The sequence below is a fragment of the Microbacterium sp. 1154 genome (assembly GCF_031455375.1).
In the GTDB taxonomy this organism is placed as follows: domain Bacteria; phylum Actinomycetota; class Actinomycetes; order Actinomycetales; family Microbacteriaceae; genus Microbacterium.
In genome coordinates, this window is sequence record NZ_JAVDSN010000006.1 from 107,367 (window position 1) to 124,668 (window position 17,302).

Here is a 17,302-nt window from a genome sequence, read left to right on the forward strand (position 1 = left end):
GGGACGATGAGCGAGCACACTTCGGACGGGGGACGTCCGGCGGGCCTCCTTGGCCGGGTCGCGCGCCGTCTGCGCCCGTCCCCGCTGACGGTGATCGCGCGGGTCTTCGACGGTCAGTACAACGGAGCACCGTGGTTCGCGCCCGAGCACCCCGTGATCGTCGACCCGGTCGAGCGCGAAGACATGCTGGGACTGCTGCGCTCCGGCGCCGTCATCCTGCATGCCGCCCAGAAGCTGCGCGATCACGTGGGCGGCCAGGACGCGGCCGTCCCCGCCTCGCTCCGCTCGGACGGCGTCTGGGTCTGGAGCGACGCCTGCGCGTACTTCTTGGAACGGTACTGGATCGCGCCGGACACGGAACTGGTGCGGCACCTGCGCACCGCGGGTCCGCCTCGTCCCGTCGACGCGAAGACCTGGCGGCGCCTCTCCGCGGCGATCCGCCCCGACGCCTGGAAGGGCACGACATGGCCTCTCGACTGACCGCACGGGAGCGCACCGTGCTCACCGTCGCCGCCGACCTCCCCGACTGTCATCCGTCCATCGCGTCGGCCCTCGCCTCGGCCGATGACGGCGACGTCATCTCGATCCGCCCGGGTCTCTACCGCGAGTCGCTCGTCATCGACCGTTCCGTCTCGCTGTCGGGCGTGGGGGATGCCGGTGAGGTACGCATCGAGGGCGTCGACGGTCCCGCGGTGTGCAGCACGGCGGAGGCGCGGATGTCCGGCCTCACCCTCGCCCGGACCGACGGCGACGTGGCCGTCGACGTGGCCTCCGGGACGCTGTCGTTGGACGATTGCACCGTCGAGGCAGCGACGGAGGTCGCGCTCGTGGTGCGGGCCGACGCGCAGCTGTCGCTGCACGACAGCCGCGTCGCGAACGACGTCGGTGCCGGCGTGCTGGTCTTCGAGGGCGGTCGGTCGGAGATCACCGGCGGCAGGCTCCGCGACATCGCCACGACAGCCCTGGTCGTGCGAGGCCCGAGCTCCGCCCACGTCGTCGACGTCGTCATCGCGTCGGCTCCCGGCGGCCTGCTCGTCGCCGACGGCGGGCAGGTGACGGTCGCACGCGGCCGGATCGCCGATATCACCGGTGCCGCGATGACCGTCGAAGGCGGAGCGAGCCTGGATGCCACCGGCACGGTCATCGTGGACGGCGGCGGCATCGGGGTGCTCGTGACGTCCGGGGGCTCCGCGACCCTCGCGGACGTCACGATCCGCAATCCCGGGGGCCAGGGCGTCGTCGGCATGGCCGACGCGGTCATCGACCTGACAGGGGTCGGCATCCACGACGGCGCGACCCACGCGCTGCACATGGTCGAGCGCGCGCAGGTGACGGCGAGGGCGTGCGAGCTGCGCGGTGCGGGGCACGATGCCGTCGTCGTCGCGGGCTCCGCGTCGGTCACCCTCGTCGACTCCACGATCTCCCGTCCGGCCGGGACGGGCGTGATCGCGTCGGACGAGGCGACCGCGGCGCTGACGGACGTGCGGATCGTCGAGCCCGAGGTCGCCGGGGCGATCGCACGGGACAGTGCCCGGCTGGTGCTCGAAGGCGGTTCCGTGCGCGGCGGGCGGCAGGGGGCGGTGTGGCAGGGCTCATCGACGGGTGCACTTCGACGGACTCGCCTGCGAGACGTCGCCGGCGATGCGGTGCATGTCGATCCCGACGCCGACGTCGAGCTCGACGAACCGCTAACCGGTGACGAGGGGGACGAGTCCGAGGTGACGGAGGTGGAGCGGCCGTCCCCGGCGGAGCCCACCGGTGGCACGGATGCCGCCGCGCGCCCGGACGGGGCGAGCGAGCTGGACCGCCTTCTCGCGGAGTTGGACGAGCTCGTCGGGCTCGACAGTGTGAAGCGCCAGGTCGAGACGCTCGTGCGCATGCATCAGATGGCCGAACGCCGCGCCGAGGCGGGCCTGCCTTCGCCTCCCATCTCGCGACATCTCGTGTTCGCGGGCTCGCCGGGGACGGGTAAGACGACCGTCGCGCGACTGTACGGGCGGATCCTGGCCGCGCTCGGCATCCTCCGGACCGGCCAGCTCGTCGAGGTCGCGCGCCCCGACCTCGTGGCCGCCGTCATCGGCGGCACCGCGATCAAGACGGCGGAGATGTTCGGGAAGGCGCTCGGAGGCGTGCTATTCATCGACGAGGCGTACGCCCTGTCGAAGGACGGGGGGTCGAGCAACGACTTCGGAGGCGAGGCGATCGACACGCTCGTCAAGCTCATGGAGGATCACCGCGACGACGTCGTGGTCATCGTCGCGGGGTACACCAACGACATGCGCACATTCATGGCGGCCAACCCGGGTCTGTCGTCGCGCTTCTCTCGAACGGTCGAGTTCGCCGACTACTCGTCCGCCGAGATGGTGACCATCGTCGAGGGGTTGTGCCGGGTGAACCATTACAGCCTCGAGTTCGAGACGCGAGCGGCGCTGCACGACTACTTCACCAAGCTGCCCCGCGACGAGACCTTCGGCAACGGTCGCACGGCGCGCAAGGTGTTCGAGGAGATGCTCGGCCGTCAGGCCTACCGCCTCGGCAATCTCACGGAGGTGGACGCGCTCACCCTCACGCGTCTCGTGCCGAACGACCTGGGCCCGTTGCCCGGATCCGCGATCGGCGCCGGCGTCGGCCGCGTCGACGAGGAACGCGTCGAGCAGCTGCTCGGAACGCTCCGCGAGCTCGTCGGGCTCGACGACGTCAAGACCGAGGTGCAGGGGATGGTCGACCTGCTGACGTCGGCGCGCCGCAGGCAGGCTGCGGGGCTGCCCGCGCCCTCCCTCAGCAGGCACCTGATCTTCGCGGGTCCTCCCGGCACGGGTAAGACGACGGTCGCGCGTCTCTACGGCTCCCTTCTCACGGCGCTCGGGGTGCTGGCGCAGGGCCAGGTCACCGAGGTGTCGCGCGCCGACCTCGTCGGCGAGTACGTGGGGCACACGGCGCGGAGGACGACCGAGGCGTTCGACCGCGCGCGCGGCGGCGTGCTGTTCATCGACGAGGCCTACACGCTCGCGTCGGGCGGGGGCAACGGCGCGGACTTCGGAAAGGAGTCGGTGGACACGCTCGTCAAGCTCATGGAGGACCACCGCGACGAGGTCGTCGTCATCGCGGCGGGCTACGAGCGCGAGATGGACCAGTTCCTCGCGACCAACCCAGGTCTGGACTCGCGCTTCTCGCATCGCGTCAGGTTCGCGAACTACACGCCGGACGAGCTGGTCACGATCGTGAACCAGCATGCGACCAGCTCGGGGTACGAGTGCACGGGCTCCGCGGTCGCCGCTCTGCGCGGGCACTTCACGGCCGTCGATCGCACGGCCTCCTTCGGTAACGGCCGGTACGCGCGACAGGTCATGGACGCGGCGATCGCCAACCACGCCCGCCGCACCCGCACGATCGAGGATCCGTCGATGGACGACCTCGTCCTGCTTCTGCCGGAGGACATTCCCGCGGCCGGCGTCATCGGCGCCTGACGCCGGACACGACATCACCCGCCGGGTGCGGACCCGGCGGGTGATGTTCCGTGCGTCTCAGGCGACGAGAGCCGCGCTCTGGGAGCGGATGGCTCGCAGCGCATGGAACACGCGGCTCTTGACCGTGCCGACCGGGACGCCGAGCCGCTCGGCCGCCGCCGCGGCGGTCTGATCGGCGAAATAGACCTCCGCGAGCGTGGCACGGTGCACCGGCGACACGACGGCGAGAAGCTCCGTCACGACGACGCGGTCCTCGACCTCGTGCGCGGGGTCGTCGACGGATGCCGTTCGCTCGGCGTCGAATTCCGACCAGGCGATCTCCGCCGGACGGGCCCGACGGGCGCGGTGATGATCCATCGCGATGTTGTGGGTCACGCGCGTCAGCCACCCGCGCACCGACCCGCGCTGCTCGGTGAGGCGGTCGAGGTGGTTCCACGCGCGCAGCATGGTCTCTTGCACGACGTCCTCCGCGGTGGCGGTGTCGCCGTCGAGCAGACGCGTGGCGTAGCGCACGAGACCGCGCCGGTGCGTGGTGACGAGCTGGTCGAACGAGGTCGGGGTGTTGTGTGCGATCGGGGCCGGGGGGATGCCCATGGACGAGTCCTTCCTTTGGTGGACGGTTCTTTTCGATCGTCCGACCGCGCGGAAACGCTGTCTCTGGGCTCATCCCCCGTGTCGGGTCGTCATCCCGACGCGACGGGTGGGGCTGTCCCTACCCGTCATGTGCCGCAGCGAACGGCTGTCGGGTCGTCGCCGACGAGGTCCTCCCATCGCACATCGGAGAACGTCAGGTCGAGGGCGCCGGTGCCGAACGCCACGAAGGGGGTGTCGACGGCGCGGGGATCGAAGCCCGAGACCGTGAAGCAGGCGGCCGGGACGATGACGCGCTGCGTGGCTCCCTCCGTGAGGGCGTTGATGGTGCTCGTGATGTCGACCGCGCCGCCGCAGGGATATCCACAGTGCGCGGCGACCTCGAAGAACGTGGCCGCTCCGCTGTTGCGTGTGACGTCGAAGACGAGTGCTCCGCCGCCGTCGGCGATGTCTTCGAGGTCGATGGACGCGCCGGAGCTCTGCGCGTACAGCTGGGCGGGGGAGTCCCCCGTCCACACCGCGTGGAAGCCGGCATCCGTCTGCGTCAGCTGGAGGTTCGGGCGCGAGGCCTCCTTCTCGTCCAAGGGCGTCACACCCCACACGCCGGCCGTGTCGCTCGACTGCACGAACCAGTCGAGCCCGGTCGTCGAACTTCCGTCGGTGAGGATGGGGAAGGCGAGGGTGGCGGTCGTGGTCGCGGCCGCGGCGGCGGCCGGTGCGGGCGCCGCGACGACGGTGGGCGGGGCGCTCGCCACCGGGCTTGCCGCGGTGCTCGCCGCTGTCGGGGTCTCACCGCGTCCCGACCACGAGGCGGCGGTGACGATGGCGGCGCCGGCGACCGCGGCGACGGCGAGACCGGCGAGGAGCATCGAGCGCCGACGGATCCGGGGGCGTCCCGTCGTCCCCGGGCTGGAACTCGCGAGGAGGGTCGTCGGCAGAGGTTTCGCGGCGGCCGTCTCGTGGGGAGCGTCGGGCCGTGCCGGCATGGTGTGATCGGATCCCCCTGCTCGCGCCCGCGCCCGTTCGGCTGCCCCGAGCGCGACGGTGAATTTAGGGAGGTGGGTGGCGGCTATGGGCTTGCCGATCGACGACACCTCTTCGGCCACGAGCGGGATGCGCGACGACCCGCCCGCGAGGACGACGACGTCCACGTCGTCGGGGTCGAGGCCCGCTGAGGCGATCGAGCGCAGCAGAGCAGCCACGGCCGTCTTCACCATGGGGCGGATGCTGCTCTCCAGGTCGAGCCGTTTCAGGGTGATCGCCTTCTCGGCTCCGTCCAGGTCCAGGCGCACCACGGTCTCTTCGTGGACGGACAGTGCTTCTTTGGCGCTCGTACACGCCTCGTCGACCGAGGACAGGATCGCGACGTCGTCGGGGTCGGCCGGATCCAGGGCCGATAGCCGTCCACCCAGGCGTTGGTCGATGAGGCCCCGGACGGCGTCGTCGAAGTCGTCTCCGCCGAGATGCTCGATCCCCTCCGGGGTGCCGAGCACCTCGGGCCCATCGCTTTGCACGCGGAGGACGGCGGCCTCGGTGTTCCGACCCCCGAGGTCGAAGACGGCGAGGATGTCGCCCTCGGCCAGTCGCCGATCGCGCGCGAAGAACGTCGCGGCGGCGACTGCATCGGCCACGATCTCTTCGATGCGCACGCCGGAGAGCTCGGAGATGCGTGCGAACTGCTCCCGGCGGTAAGGACCCCACGCGGCGGGACACGTGACGACGACACGCTGCGGCGCCTCGCCGTACTCCTCGGTCACCGCGGCGACGACGTCGCGGAGCTGCGCGGCCATCAGCGCCTCCGGCGCCGTGCCGACGCCGCCGATGAAGATCGGAGTGGGGTCGCCGAGCCGCCTCTTGAACCCGCGCACGAGTCGCGTCCGGTCTTCGTGCGCGGCGTTGGCCGCTGCCTGGCCGGTCAGGATGGTGCCATCGGCGGCGACGAAGGCGACGGAGGGCTCGACGAGGTGCGGCGAAAGGTGTGCGGCCCGCACTCCGAGTTCGTCGCCCACGGCGACCGCGATCGAGGTCGCTCCGAGGTCTACGCCGATCGAATATGGCATGGGGCTCCTTCCGGTGTCCGCGCTCCGTATCGAGCCCGGATACGAGGCAGACACTAGATGAATAGTGTGAACGGGGCCTACCCGGCTCCGCGGGGTCTGTCGCCGGGGGCCGCGATAGCATAAGGGCGCGCGCCGGCTGGACGCCGTGTGACGCGAGGAACGGGGCTTCGATGCGGGTGGCGATCGCCGACGACGGTACCTTGTTCCGCGAGGGGCTCGTGATGCTGCTCGCCGCGGCGGGTCACGACGTCGTCGCCGCGCACGACGGCGGCGATGAGCTCCTCCTCACGCTGGGTGCGGAGCAGGTGGACATCGCCATCCTCGACATCCGGATGCCGCCCGGCGAAGAGGGCGGGTTGGCGACCGCCCGGAAGATCCGGGCGCAATACCCCGACATCGGGCTGTTGATGCTGTCGCACTACGCGGAGTCGCACTACCTGCGAGCGATGCTCGAGATCGGTACCGAGGCCATCGGCTACCGTCTCAAGGAGCGCATCGCCGGCGTGCAGATGCTCAACGACACGTTGGAGCGCATCCACGCGCGCGAGATCGTCATCGAGCCCGTCCTCGCGAGCAGGCTCATCGAGATCGGCGAACATCGTGACACCGCGATGGCGGGCCTGGGGGAGCGCGAGCTGGACGTGCTCCGACTGATGGCGGAAGGGCGGGCGAACCGATCGATCGCGGAGCAGCTGTTCGTATCGGTGAAAGCGGTCGAGAAGCACGTCGCGTCGCTGTTCGTGAAGCTCGAGATCCCCGGTGACGCCACCATGCACCATCGACGGGTACTCGCCGTGCTGAGCTACCTGCAGGCGCAGAAGGTCGGTGGGGTCGGCAGATGACGGCGCGCAGCGTGCCCCGTCGCATCGTGGACGTCATCGCGACGACTCCCCGCGACTCGCTGCTCCTCGCGCTCCTGCAGAACCTCGCCCTCGGCCTCGCCGATGGTGAGGCGTCCACGCCGCGGCTGCGGTTGCTGCAACGCCTCGACGACGGGCATCTTCAGCGGTTGGCCTCGTGGCCTCAGGACGACGAGGGCTCCGAGCGTGCGCATGCCGATCATCACGCGGTGCCCGGCGTCGGGGTCCTGGAGATCGCGCCCCCTCCCGACCTCGCCGTCGCGAGACGGCGACGGCTGCTGGTGGAGTCGTGTGAGTGGCTCGGGGCGACGGTGCGCGCCGACCGTGCTCTGCGGGAGCTCGATCGAGCGCGACAAGAGGCCCTGTCGAGCGAGCAGGATGCCGAGCGGGCCGAGGTCCGCGCCGGACGAGTGCGCGAGGGGGAGCGCATCCGGCTCGTGGACAGCCTCACGACGACGACCGTCGCCGATGTCGCCGAACTCCGCCGTCGGCTCTCGCCGCCCGCGGGAGCCGTGGAATGGCCGGCCGTCCACGCGTTGACGGAACGCCTCATCGATGAACTGCGCGACACGGTGCGCGGGGTCTTCCCCGCGATGCTGCCCACGTGCGGCGCCGAAGAGACGCTCCGCGAACTCGCGGCGGCGTCAGTCTCGCCCGTCACCGTCGTCGGTGATCTGGGGCGTCGGACGAGCTGGGACGTGGAGTCGGGTTTCTATCACGCCGTGGCCGGTGTGCTGCGGGCGATGGCGCGCACAGGAGCGCCCCTGACGTTGGCACTTCACCGTGCGTCCGGGCTGGTCGCGGCGGTGCGAGGCAGGGGACGGGACGGCGACGCGGTCGAACGGGCGCTGCGGATGGAGATCGAGCGCATCGGCTCGCTCGGCGGCGAGCTTCGGGTGCGGGAGCGAACCGACGGGGAGGTCGAGGTGGTCGTGGAGATGCCCGATCGCGGCGACGTGAGCTCGCTGCCCCTCTCGAGCCGGCAGACCGCCGCGCGCCCCATCTACGTGCGCGTGTCCGCGCTCCTGGATGCCGCGGATCTGCCGGACGGAGAGCTCGAGGCCTGCCGTGACGCGCTGGCCACCCCCGTGACCCTGCTCGTGGTCCAGGGGCCCTCGCCGGCGCCCATGCCGGGCGTGCAGACGGTGCTCTGCGACGAGGCCGCCGATGCGGCGCTCGGCGCCGAGGTGCGGGATCGTCAGGGCCGCTGGGGGCCGATCGACGCGGTGGTGTGCGCGCTCGCGCCGCGCCTCGGATTCGTCGACGCGCTGTCGAGCGAGCAACTCGTCTTCCGTGACGGCGTCGCCCCCGCCGAAGCCGTCACGACGCTGTCGGCGAGGGCACCGGTCCTCGTGGCGCGCCGAGCGCTCGACATGCTCTTCGCGTCGGCGTCGCGGGCGGGCGCCACGGCATTGCTCTGGGAGATCGACCGGTTGCGGTCTCACTCCCTCGAACTCGTCGAGGACGCGCTGCTCGACGAGTACGTGCGCGGCACGGCGCACTCGATCGTCGATGCCGACGCAGCGCGCCTCCTCGGCGCTGCGGGCGGTGATCCGCGCGTCCGCCTCGGTCTTCTCCCCGACGCCGGGGACGAGCGGGTGCACGCGGCGGCTGTCGCCGCCGTCGAACGGTGGCAGCGCGCGGCGGCTCGACCGGGTCTGGGTGGTTCCGGACGGCGGGCTGTCGAGGTCCTGCAGCGGAGTGCGGCCGGTGTGCTCGACCGCGAGAGGTCTTCGTCAGTACGGCACGCTGGCTGAGATGCGTGTCCCGGCGCCGGGCGAGGAGTCGACGTCGAGGACGCCGCCGATCGCCTCGATGCGGTGCGCGAGGGAGGCGAGACCGCCCGCTTCGCCGCTCGCGGTGAAACCCGGACCGTCGTCGCTCACCCGGACGAGCGCGCGGCCGCCCTCGAGTCGCGCCTCGACGAGGATGCGCGCCCCGGGCGCGTGCCGACGGGCGTTGCCGACGGCTTCGAGGGCGAAGTAGTACAGCGCCGACTCGACGACGGGCAGCAGCCTCGCGATCTCGGTGCGGACCTGCACGTTCGCGTCCTCGAGCTCGGCGAGAGCGCCGCTCAGCCCGTCCCGCGCCAGGGTGGGCGGCAAGACGCCTCGCGCGGTGGTGAGCAGGAGCCGTTCGGCCGTGTCGAGCTGTTCGCGCAGGCGGGCGAGCCGTTCCTCGTCGCCCTGCTCGTGCTGGTGGTGCTCGGCGATCGCCATCGTCATGCGAAGGGCGACGAGATGGTGCTGAGCGCCGTCGTGGAGGTCGCGCTCGAGGCGGCGCCGCTCGTGCTCCATGTCGGCGGACGCGCGCCAGCGGACATCGTCCCGTCGTCGCACCGCTTCCTGGCGTCGACGTCGGGCGTGCCACACCCCGTCTTCGGCGGCGTAGGGGGTCAAAAGCAGAAGGAGCGGCTGCCATGCGCCGGCACCGGGCATCGCCGCGGCGGGTGCGACGGTGGCGATGATGTCGGGGTCCGATCCGAGTCGGAGGCTCGCGACGTCGTCGCCGGGGGCGGCCTCGCGAGCGCTCCAGCTCAGTGCCTTCGTGCCGAGCCGCAGTTCGCACCGATGCGCGCCGATCGCCTCCGCGACGGTCGCGAGCAGTGTCGACGGCGGAGGAGGGGTGTCCGATGCGGTGAGCGCCGTGGTCAGCGCATCGCCGATCACGTCTTCGGCGCGCACGCTGTGACGCTATCAGCCCGTCTGTCGGCGAGCGGTGGCGATCGATCCGGGTCTCCGCATCGCCGGGGGAGTTCCGGATGCTCCTACTCTGGACCCATGGCCCGCGACGCGCATGACGACCAGGAGCAGCGCGCCCTGCGCGCCATCGAGGCCATCACCGCCGGTGCGGACGTCGGCGACGAGGCGTTCCGTCTCGCGAACGAGTTCACCGACCGCCACACGTCCCGATTCGGCGCCTGGCTCAAGCGCCGCCGTCGTCGCTAGAGCGAAGACTCAGCTCGGCCACTCCCGCGCTTCGAGCCGCTCCAGCAGGACCTCGGCGGCGGACCCCTCCATCGCGCGGACCCATCTCTGCGTCCGGGATCCGCTCGACGACACCGTCCGACCGCGCTCGCCCCGCTCCAGCCGCACGTCGACCGTTCCTGCCGAGACGCTGACGCCGCGCAGCGCCCCCGCGGCGACCATCGCGGCCAGCGGGTCGTGCAGTGCGCAGCGCCGGTCGGGGAAGACCCCCGCGTAGAAGTCGAGGTAGTGCGGCAGCATGCGCGCCAACGCGTGCGGCAGGGCCCCGGGGATCGCTTCGAGGCGCACCAGGTCGGTGGCATCCAGGGTCTGCGTCATCGTGACGTCGAGCGGCACGAGCGTGGTGTCCCAGTCCTGAGCGAACACGACGGCGGCGGCCTCGGGGTCGTTGTGGATGTTGGCCTCGGCCCACGCGGTGACGTTGCCCGAATGGGCGAACGCGCCGCCCATCACGACGAGGCGGTCGAACCGCGCGACCCCGGGTGCCTCGGCGTAGGCGGCGAGGTTCGTCAGAGGTCCGAGGGCCAGAACGGTGAGGTCCGGATGCCGTGACGCGAGGTGGTCGATCAGCTCGACCGCCGCGCGGGCATCGTGGGCGCGGGCTGCCGCCGTCAGGGCGATGCCGCCGAGCCCGTCGTCGCCGTGCACGTGCGGGGCGCCACCGGCGTAGGCGCGGCCGCGGAAATCATGGGCGCCGATCGCGACCGGGATGTCGTCTTCGCCGGCGAGCTCGAACAGCGACAGGGTGTTGGCGGCCGCGCGGGCGGCATCCGTATTGCCCGAGACGGTCGTGACGCCGACGATCTCGACGGACGGCTCGGCCAGCAGGTAGGCGAGGGCGAGGGCGTCGTCGATGCCGGTGTCGCAGTCGACGAGGATCGGGCGGCGGCTCATGCGGGGACTCCGTAGGTATCGAGGGCGTCGAGCGCCGGTTGCGAGGCGTCGTCGGCGACGGCGGCGGATCCGACGGCGCAGGCGCGGGCGAGGGCGTCGGTCTCGGCGTCGCCGCGAAGCAGGCCGACGACGAGCGCCGCGCAGAACGCGTCTCCCGCGCCGACGGTGTTGCGGACGGTCGTGGGCACGCCCGCAGCCGAGGCCACCAGCTCTCCGTGGCGGTAGAGCCTCGCGCCCTCGGCCCCGAGCGTCACGCAGAGCAGGGGAGCGTCGTGCACCTCGGGCAGCTGCGCGTACTCCGTCTCGTTCACGATGACGAGGTCGCACCGCTCGAGCACGTCGACCGGCAGCGGTCGGGCGGGGGCGGCGTTGACCGCGAGGAAGCCCGCCGCGCGCGCGGCGGCTGAGACGACGGCATCCGAGACCTCCAGCTGCAGCAGGACCGCGGATCCGGGCGCGATGCCGAGCGCGTCGGCGTCGATCGCGGCGTTCGCGCCCGCGCAGACGACGATCGAGTTCTCGCCGGTCGCGTCGACGACGATGAGGGCGGTTCCCGTCGCGGCGTCCGCGGTCTGCACGCCCGAGGCGTCGACGCCGATCGCGGCGAAGCGTTCCCGGATGCCGTGACCCTCCGCGTCGTCGCCCACGGCGCCCACGAGCCGCACGTCGGCGCCGAGGCGGGCCGCGGCCACCGCCTGATTGGCGCCCTTGCCCCCGGGGCCGCGGTCGAGGACCCCGTCGGCGACGGTCTCGCCGGGGCCGGGGGAGCGGTGGACGCGAGCGGTGAGGTCGACGTTGATGGCGCCGACGACGGTGAGCTGGGGAGAGATGGCGGGGGCCTTCCGATGAGAGGGGATGCCGGGACCGGGCGCTCAGGTGCGCGCGGAGCGGCGGCGCAGGCCCGCCGACACGATCGCGACGAGGGTTCCGACCGCGACGCCGATGACCGTCTCGATCACGCGGTCGCGCAGCAGCAGCTCGGGGGCGACGGGGGAGGCGAGCGACACCATGAGCAGGGCGAGCGGGGTGATGAACAGCATCGCGATTCCGTAGTTGCGGCCGACGAACAGTTCCGCTCCCGCCTGCAGCGCCACGGCGACGAGCAGGACGATCACCGGCGGCAGGTCGAGGGCGAGAAGACCCGCGGCGATCAGCACGCCCAGAAGGGTGCCGACGAGTCGTTGAGCGCCGCGGATGACGCGCGCCGTGACGTGCGCTCCGCCGACGGCGGCGACGGCACCCACCATCGCCCAGTACCAGTGGGTTCCGACGAGAAGGGCTCCCACGACGCCGGCGAGAAGAGCCGCGACGCCGACGGTCGCCGTCATCTCCCACGCGACCGCGCCGATGGCCGGGCGCGTCCGCGGCGGGCGCCGCCAGGAGCCGCGGCGGGCGAGGACGAAGACGCACGTCACGAGCAGACTCCACAGCACGCTGGCGCCGCCCACGACGAGCACTGTCAGGAACGTCCCCCCGGTGGCCGGGAAGCTCGCGGTGGCGCCCGCGGCGAAGACGGCGAAGAGCGCGCCGGGCGGGTGCCACTGGGCCCGGTAGGCGAAGAGGGTCACGACCGCGGCCAGAGCCGCGACGACGGCGACGCTCGCGAGTGCGGGGGTGGACAGGGCCGAGAGGGCCGTTCCGATGAGCATGCACGAAACCAGGACCGCGCCCGCCACGGCCTGCATGCGCACGCGGGTGCGGGGCAGGTCGGTGCGGCCGTAGAGCGCGGCGAAGGCCCCGAAGCTCGCGTAGACGCTCAGGTCGAGCCGGCCGAGCGCCAGGAGCACGAGGAGCGGCACGCCGACGCTCAGAACGGCGCGGAGAGCCACACGATGATCCCCGCGATGCGGCCCCACGCGGATGACCCCGGTCCACACACGCCCCCGGGATTCCGCCATCCCTTCAGCCTACGCGCCCGGCTCGGCAACGCCGGGCGGGGTCGCGTCGTCGACGGTCGCGAGCGGAGGGATGCTGTGGCGTCAAGGGCGTGGCATCCCTTGCTCCATCTGATGGGGTGGAGCGATGGATGTCGAACGCGAGAAGACCCCGGTCGAGCCCGGCCCGGAGCCCGACACCTCGACGGCGGCGGAGGGGGCGAGGTCGGACCCCTCGCTGGACGGGGACGATCAGCCGATCGAGTGACGCTTCGACGTCGAACGGTGCGCCGGTGGGCGGCGGGGCGTTCTGCGTAGGGTGGGAAGCCCCCGCACCCGAACGAGGAGAGACGTGTTCCGCACGCCCCTGACCCTGTTTCGCACGCTCGCGATCGCCGAGGCGGTGTCGTGGACGCTCCTGATCGGCGGATTGGTCCTGCGCGCCGTGGCCGACCTGCCCGTCGCGGTGTCGATCGGCGGGGGGATCCACGGCTTCGTGTTCCTCGCTTACGGCGCGACGGCGGTGCTCGTGGCGCTGAATCAGCGATGGGGTCTCGGGCCGACCGCGATCGCGGTGGTCAGCGCCGTGATCCCGTACGCCACGATCCCCACCGAGATCTGGCTGCACCGCACCGGGCGTCTGCGGGGCGCGTGGCGCCTCGACGACAGCGGCGACCCGCGCGATCGCCGGCCGCTCGACCGGTTGCTCCGCTTCTTCCTGCGCCGGCCGTGGGCCCTGGCGCTCGTGCTTGTGGCCGTGGTCGCGCTCGTCTTCGTCGTGCTGCTCTCCGTGGGTCCTCCTGGCGGTAAGGGCTGACCACGCGCCTCGCGTCAGCGCACAAGGATGCGCACGCTCGCGGGCACGATGCGGCAGGTCGCCGTGAAGGTCTCGACCGTCCCCGACAGGGTGGCCGTCGCGCGCCCCACGCCGAGGAAGGCGACCGTGCCGTCGTGCGCGTGGACGCGGGGGGACCGGTCGGAGAAGTGACGCATCTCGTCGCTCGCGGGGCTCGCGAAGGCGAGGTCGAGTTCGACGGCGACGATCGGGCCCGTTTCGGAGCTCACCCGCCAGTCGATCGCTGCGAGGCCGCCGCCGCGACTGGTCATCGCCAGTGTCGTCGACCCGCACTCCTCCCCGCCCACGACCTCCGTGCGCAGGGGCTCCGACAGCGGTGTGCTGTCGGCACCGCACAGGTCGATGCCGTGGACGCGGGCGTAGCCGCGGCCGTTGTCGGTGATGCTCGAGCAGTCCGCGAGGAGCGGGGCGGTGAGCGCATCGGAGAGAGGATCCGCCCGCACGGTGCCGGTCGCCGGGGCTCCGGTGGCGGTGGCGCCGGGTGCGAGCACCCCCGCGAGGACGACGACCGCGACGAGAGCGGGAGCGGCGCTTCGGATCCGCACGGCGCACCTCCTCGTCGACGTCGGACGAAATCTACGCCGCGAACGGGGTGCGCGCCACGGCTCGCCCCGGACGGTCAGCGCTTCGTCGAGACCGTGACCGTGAATTTGCGGTCGCGCGCCACCTGACGCGTGGGACCGACGAGCCGCTCCAGCGATGAGCGGTACTGCAGGGAGCTGTTCCACACCGTCCACAGCTCGCCGCCCGTCTCGAGCACGCGCGCCGCGTCGGCGAACATTCGGGGAGCGAGGCCCTCGTTGATGGCCGCACCCGCGTGGAACGGCGGGTTCAACGCGATGAACGAGGCCGTGGCATCCGGTTGCGATCGCAGCATGTCGTCGCGCACCACGCTCACGCGGTCGGTGACCCCGTTGGCCTCGGCGGTAGCCCGCGCGGAGGCGACGGCGATCGCCGACTGATCGCACGCGATCACCCGCAGGGAGGGATGCCGCACGGCCAGGGCCGACGCGACCACCCCGGTTCCGCAGGCGAGGTCGATGGCCTGGTCTGCGCGCGGCGCGGGGAGGTGCGCGAGCAGCAGACGCGTCCCGATATCGATCGACGCACCAGCGAAGGCCCCGCCGAAGGCGCGGATCCGGATGCCGTCGACCTCGGCGGCCTCCGGCTCGGGGGCTGCGCCGTCGTGCGGACCGCGGGCGGTGAGGACGCGCGACTTCTGCCGCGCGTGCGAGACGTCGACGCGTTCGAAGAACCGCCGCAGCACCTCGTTCATCGACACCGTCATGTGCTTGAGGCGGCCGCCCGCGAAGACGACGACGTCGGGGTGCGCGTGGAGGGCGATGAGGCCGGCGATGTCGGACAGCGCCTGCAGCGACCGGGGGAGGCGTAGCAGCACGACGCGGGCGTCGATCAGCAGGTCGGCATCGAGGGTTCGGGACTCGAAGGCGCCCTCGAGCCCGACGTCGGCGGCGTTCAGCGACAGGGCTTCCTCGCCCAGCAGCTCGTCTTGTTGGATCCGGATGCCGCGTGCTCCGGCATCCGCCGCCGCCAGAGTGAGTGCTCCGTACGCATCGCCGATCACGACGAGTTCCCCCTCGCCGAGGCCGGCTCGCGCGTCGGCGGACTCGTCGAGGATCAGACGGTCGGCGGCGTCGACGGCGGTGAGATCGGGGCCCTCGAGATCGGGGCGGCGACGCAGGGCGTCGAACGAGAAAGGCACCGGACCACGCTACCCGGGGGTGACGTGACGCGGTGCCTGACCGAGATGCGGGCTCAGCGGGTGCCGAAGTGGAACGGCAGGGCCAGCGAGGCCGAGACGAGGATGATGCCGAGCGCGAAGAACAGCGCGGGAGCGGCGAGAGAGAACGAGAGGCCGGTCAGCAGCATGCCGCCGACGAACAGGATGAGAGAGACGATGAACATGAGGATCCCTTCGGTCGCTCCAGGCTATCGTGCCGAGTCTGCGGGTGCGTCCGCCACAGGGGCGGGTTGCGCGGGCAGAGTGCCCGGGGTGCCGCTCGAGCGCGGAGGGATGCCGAGTGCCGCGTGCGCCCACAGCGTGCTGCCGGCGACGGCTGCCGGCATGACCGCCACCGCCCCGAGCGGGACGAGGAAGCACAGCTGTGTCGCGACGCCGAAACCGAGGGCACGTGCGCGATGGGTGCGGAGGAGCCCTTTTCGAGCGCGCCTGTCGAGTCCCCGGGCGGAGAGGGCGCGCGAGGTCAGCTCGTCGGCCAGCAGCCACCCGGTCAGCAGCACCCCGGTGACGAACCCCAGGACTCCGCCGACGAAGGGGACGAGGCCGATGAGCCACGCGAGGGCAGCGGCAAGGATGCCGCGGAGGATGAGACGCACGCTGTCGCCGACAGCCCGCCAGAACCCGTACTCGACGTCGGGGACCACGCCCGTGGCGCTGCGTTCCGTCGCGCGCCAGATGCGGTCGTAGAACGGCTCGCCCACGGCGAGCGTGACGGCGGTGAACGAGACGACGACGAGCAGAAGTGCCGCCCCGAACGACGCCAGGCCGATCGCGGTGCGCAGAGCGCCGGCCCAGAAGGGAGCCCACGCGTCGGCGAACGGCGTCCAGTCGTCGACGAGACCGGGCAGGACGAGACCCCAGGTCACGAGCGCCGCGCCGAAGATCAGCCCGACCACGGCCCCCGGGATGAGCCCGAGGGCCATCGCCCCGGGCGTGCGACGCCACTGACCGAGACCGCGGGCGAGCAGGGCCGCCCCGGCGAGGAATTCGCGCATGCCGGGATTCTGACAGACACCGCCGACATCGACCGACGAGGTTGCGCCCGCCCCGTCCGGCGCTCCCGTCCGCGGGGTGCGTGCTGCGGCGATGTCGCAGGGGGATGCCAGGATGCCGCTATGCGCATCCGCACCACGTCGATGCAACGTACCTACCGGTACGTCCGCTTGGCGCTGATCGGTGCGACGGTCTTCCTCGCCGTGGGTGTCGGTCTCGAGCTCGCGAGCGGCGACGGACTGCTATCGGTCAGCGCGGCCTATTACACGCCCGCGGGTCCGGTGTTCACGGGCGCGCTGAGCGCGGTGGCCCTCGCTCTGCTGGCCCTGTCGGGGCGCAGCCTCGAGCAGGGCCTGCTCGATATCGCGGCGGTGCTCGCCCTCGTGATCGCCTTCGTCCCGACCGCGGTCTCGTCGAGCGCGTGCCTCGACGCGGCGCAGTGCGTGCCGCCCGAGGTGCGACCGACCGTGGCGAACAACGCCGCGGCCGTGGCATCCGTGGTCCTCCTCGGGGTGATCGCTGCGGGGATCCTGTCGCGCGTGCAGGGCACCGCGAGTCGCGGGGTGGCGCTCACCATCGGGGTCATCGTCTCACTCATCGCCGGGGGAGCGGTGTGGGCGGCGATAGCGCCGGACGCCTTTCTCCGGTGGGCTCACGAGGTCGCGGCGGTGGCGTTCTTCGTGCTGATCGCGGCGGTGGCGTCGATCGCGGCGTGGAGGCCGCAGCGAGCGGGGCGGCTCCGGCGGGGAGTGCGTCGCGCCTACGCGGCCGTGGCCATCGGGATCGTGCTGACCCTCGTCCTGCTCGTCGTCGGGGTGCTGTCGGGAGGGGGCCGCTCGGGTCTTCCGGTCGTGCTCGTGGGCGAGTCGGTGGCCCTCGCGCTGTTCGCGGTGTTCTGGCTCGTTCAGACGGTGGAGCTCTGGAACGAGGTCGATCCGACGCTCCGGGAATAGATGCG

General features: G+C 72.1%; 17 protein-coding genes. 7 read left to right on the forward strand and 10 right to left on the reverse strand.

Annotation, left to right across the window (positions count from 1 at the left end):
* Nucleotides 1–6 precede the first annotated feature (6 nt).
* Together J2X55_RS15830 and J2X55_RS15835 are read left to right on the forward strand one after the other, a co-directional pair.
* Nucleotides 7–480 (forward strand): hypothetical protein, encoded by a 474-nt coding sequence (locus tag J2X55_RS15830; protein ID WP_309824570.1) that lies wholly within the window; start codon nt 7–9, stop codon nt 478–480.
* Nucleotides 465–3,467, forward strand: coding sequence for an AAA family ATPase (locus tag J2X55_RS15835; protein WP_309824571.1), 3,003 nt, complete (start codon nt 465–467; stop codon nt 3,465–3,467). The genes J2X55_RS15830 and J2X55_RS15835 overlap by 16 nt, the downstream gene beginning before the upstream one ends.
* A 57-nt stretch (nt 3,468–3,524) precedes the next feature.
* On the opposite strand, the gene J2X55_RS15840 is transcribed toward J2X55_RS15835, so the two are convergent.
* Together J2X55_RS15840 and J2X55_RS15845 are read right to left on the reverse strand one after the other, a co-directional pair.
* Nucleotides 3,525–4,061: a sigma-70 family RNA polymerase sigma factor gene (locus J2X55_RS15840; protein WP_115920903.1), complete on the reverse strand. Its 537-nt coding sequence runs from the start codon at nt 4,059–4,061 to the stop codon at nt 3,525–3,527.
* A gap of 125 nt (nt 4,062–4,186) precedes the next feature.
* Nucleotides 4,187–6,118 carry an Hsp70 family protein gene (locus tag J2X55_RS15845; protein ID WP_115920901.1) on the reverse strand — a complete coding sequence of 644 codons (1,932 nt, stop codon included), beginning with the start codon at nt 6,116–6,118 and terminating at the stop codon, nt 4,187–4,189.
* Nucleotides 6,119–6,288: 170 nt separating this feature from the next.
* On the opposite strand from J2X55_RS15845, the gene J2X55_RS15850 reads away from it, so the two are divergent.
* Together J2X55_RS15850 and J2X55_RS15855 are read left to right on the forward strand one after the other, a co-directional pair.
* A complete protein-coding gene (locus tag J2X55_RS15850) occupies nt 6,289–6,960 on the forward strand; it encodes a response regulator transcription factor (RefSeq protein ID WP_115920899.1) in 672 nt (223 codons plus the stop codon).
* Nucleotides 6,957–8,735 (forward strand): hypothetical protein, encoded by a 1,779-nt coding sequence (locus tag J2X55_RS15855; RefSeq protein WP_309824576.1) that lies wholly within the window; start codon nt 6,957–6,959, stop codon nt 8,733–8,735. The genes J2X55_RS15850 and J2X55_RS15855 overlap by 4 nt, the downstream gene beginning before the upstream one ends.
* On the opposite strand, the gene J2X55_RS15860 is transcribed toward J2X55_RS15855, so the two are convergent.
* Complete coding sequence (locus J2X55_RS15860) at nt 8,715–9,662, reverse strand: ATP-binding protein (protein WP_309824577.1); 948 nt, start codon at nt 9,660–9,662, stop codon at nt 8,715–8,717. The two genes, J2X55_RS15855 and J2X55_RS15860, sit on opposite strands and share 21 nt — an antisense overlap.
* A gap of 96 nt (nt 9,663–9,758) precedes the next feature.
* Between J2X55_RS15860 and J2X55_RS15865 the strand changes: the two genes are divergently transcribed.
* Nucleotides 9,759–9,926 carry a hypothetical protein gene (locus J2X55_RS15865; protein WP_181906569.1) on the forward strand — a complete coding sequence of 56 codons (168 nt, stop codon included), beginning with the start codon at nt 9,759–9,761 and terminating at the stop codon, nt 9,924–9,926.
* 9 nt (nt 9,927–9,935) lie between these two features.
* Here J2X55_RS15865 and J2X55_RS15870 read toward each other — a convergent pair whose 3' ends face one another.
* From J2X55_RS15870 to J2X55_RS15880, 3 genes are read right to left on the reverse strand one after another with little or no spacing between them, the layout of a single operon-like run.
* Complete coding sequence (locus tag J2X55_RS15870) at nt 9,936–10,859, reverse strand: nucleoside hydrolase (protein ID WP_115920893.1); 924 nt, start codon at nt 10,857–10,859, stop codon at nt 9,936–9,938.
* On the reverse strand, nt 10,856–11,716 hold the full coding sequence (locus J2X55_RS15875; protein ID WP_115920891.1) for a ribokinase: 861 nt from the start codon (nt 11,714–11,716) through the stop codon (nt 10,856–10,858). Before J2X55_RS15875 ends, J2X55_RS15870 begins: the two co-directional genes overlap by 4 nt.
* A 15-nt stretch (nt 11,717–11,731) precedes the next feature.
* Nucleotides 11,732–12,688 carry an FUSC family protein gene (locus tag J2X55_RS15880; RefSeq protein WP_309824580.1) on the reverse strand — a complete coding sequence of 319 codons (957 nt, stop codon included), beginning with the start codon at nt 12,686–12,688 and terminating at the stop codon, nt 11,732–11,734.
* A gap of 397 nt (nt 12,689–13,085) precedes the next feature.
* On the opposite strand from J2X55_RS15880, the gene J2X55_RS15885 reads away from it, so the two are divergent.
* Complete coding sequence (locus J2X55_RS15885) at nt 13,086–13,550, forward strand: DUF3817 domain-containing protein (RefSeq protein WP_309824581.1); 465 nt, start codon at nt 13,086–13,088, stop codon at nt 13,548–13,550.
* A gap of 14 nt (nt 13,551–13,564) precedes the next feature.
* Here J2X55_RS15885 and J2X55_RS15890 read toward each other — a convergent pair whose 3' ends face one another.
* The 4 genes from J2X55_RS15890 to J2X55_RS15905 all read right to left on the reverse strand — a co-directional run bounded on the left by J2X55_RS15890 (nt 13,565) and on the right by J2X55_RS15905 (nt 16,346).
* Entirely contained in the window at nt 13,565–14,134 is a 570-nt protein-coding gene (locus tag J2X55_RS15890) for a hypothetical protein (protein ID WP_309824582.1), read from the reverse strand.
* Between the two features lie 74 nt (nt 14,135–14,208).
* Entirely contained in the window at nt 14,209–15,312 is a 1,104-nt protein-coding gene (locus J2X55_RS15895) for a methyltransferase (RefSeq protein WP_309824583.1), read from the reverse strand.
* A gap of 53 nt (nt 15,313–15,365) precedes the next feature.
* Entirely contained in the window at nt 15,366–15,515 is a 150-nt protein-coding gene (locus J2X55_RS15900; protein WP_013585971.1) for a hypothetical protein, read from the reverse strand.
* A gap of 24 nt (nt 15,516–15,539) precedes the next feature.
* Nucleotides 15,540–16,346, reverse strand: coding sequence for an EI24 domain-containing protein (locus tag J2X55_RS15905; protein ID WP_115920881.1), 807 nt, complete (start codon nt 16,344–16,346; stop codon nt 15,540–15,542).
* Nucleotides 16,347–16,466: 120 nt separating this feature from the next.
* Here J2X55_RS15905 and J2X55_RS15910 point away from each other — a divergent pair, with 120 nt between their 5' ends.
* A complete protein-coding gene (locus J2X55_RS15910; RefSeq protein ID WP_309824589.1) occupies nt 16,467–17,297 on the forward strand; it encodes a hypothetical protein in 831 nt (276 codons plus the stop codon).
* The last annotated feature ends 5 nt before the right edge of the window (nt 17,298–17,302 follow it).

What these genes read in the sequence shown, in the direction of transcription:
- J2X55_RS15830 (WP_309824570.1), top strand. Translation starts at nt 7, where the DNA reads ATGAGCGAGCACACTTCGGACGGGGGACGTCCGGCGGGCCTCCTTGGC.
- J2X55_RS15835 (WP_309824571.1), top strand. Translation starts at nt 465, where the DNA reads ATGGCCTCTCGACTGACCGCACGGGAGCGCACCGTGCTCACCGTCGCC.
- J2X55_RS15840 (WP_115920903.1), bottom strand. Translation starts at nt 4,061, where the DNA reads ATGGGCATCCCCCCGGCCCCGATCGCACACAACACCCCGACCTCGTTC.
- J2X55_RS15845 (WP_115920901.1), bottom strand. Translation starts at nt 6,118, where the DNA reads ATGCCATATTCGATCGGCGTAGACCTCGGAGCGACCTCGATCGCGGTC.
- J2X55_RS15850 (WP_115920899.1), top strand. Translation starts at nt 6,289, where the DNA reads ATGCGGGTGGCGATCGCCGACGACGGTACCTTGTTCCGCGAGGGGCTC.
- J2X55_RS15855 (WP_309824576.1), top strand. Translation starts at nt 6,957, where the DNA reads ATGACGGCGCGCAGCGTGCCCCGTCGCATCGTGGACGTCATCGCGACG.
- J2X55_RS15865 (WP_181906569.1), top strand. Translation starts at nt 9,759, where the DNA reads ATGGCCCGCGACGCGCATGACGACCAGGAGCAGCGCGCCCTGCGCGCC.
- J2X55_RS15870 (WP_115920893.1), bottom strand. Translation starts at nt 10,859, where the DNA reads ATGAGCCGCCGCCCGATCCTCGTCGACTGCGACACCGGCATCGACGAC.
- J2X55_RS15900 (WP_013585971.1), bottom strand. Translation starts at nt 15,515, where the DNA reads ATGTTCATCGTCTCTCTCATCCTGTTCGTCGGCGGCATGCTGCTGACC.
- J2X55_RS15905 (WP_115920881.1), bottom strand. Translation starts at nt 16,346, where the DNA reads ATGCGCGAATTCCTCGCCGGGGCGGCCCTGCTCGCCCGCGGTCTCGGT.
- J2X55_RS15910 (WP_309824589.1), top strand. Translation starts at nt 16,467, where the DNA reads ATGCGCATCCGCACCACGTCGATGCAACGTACCTACCGGTACGTCCGC.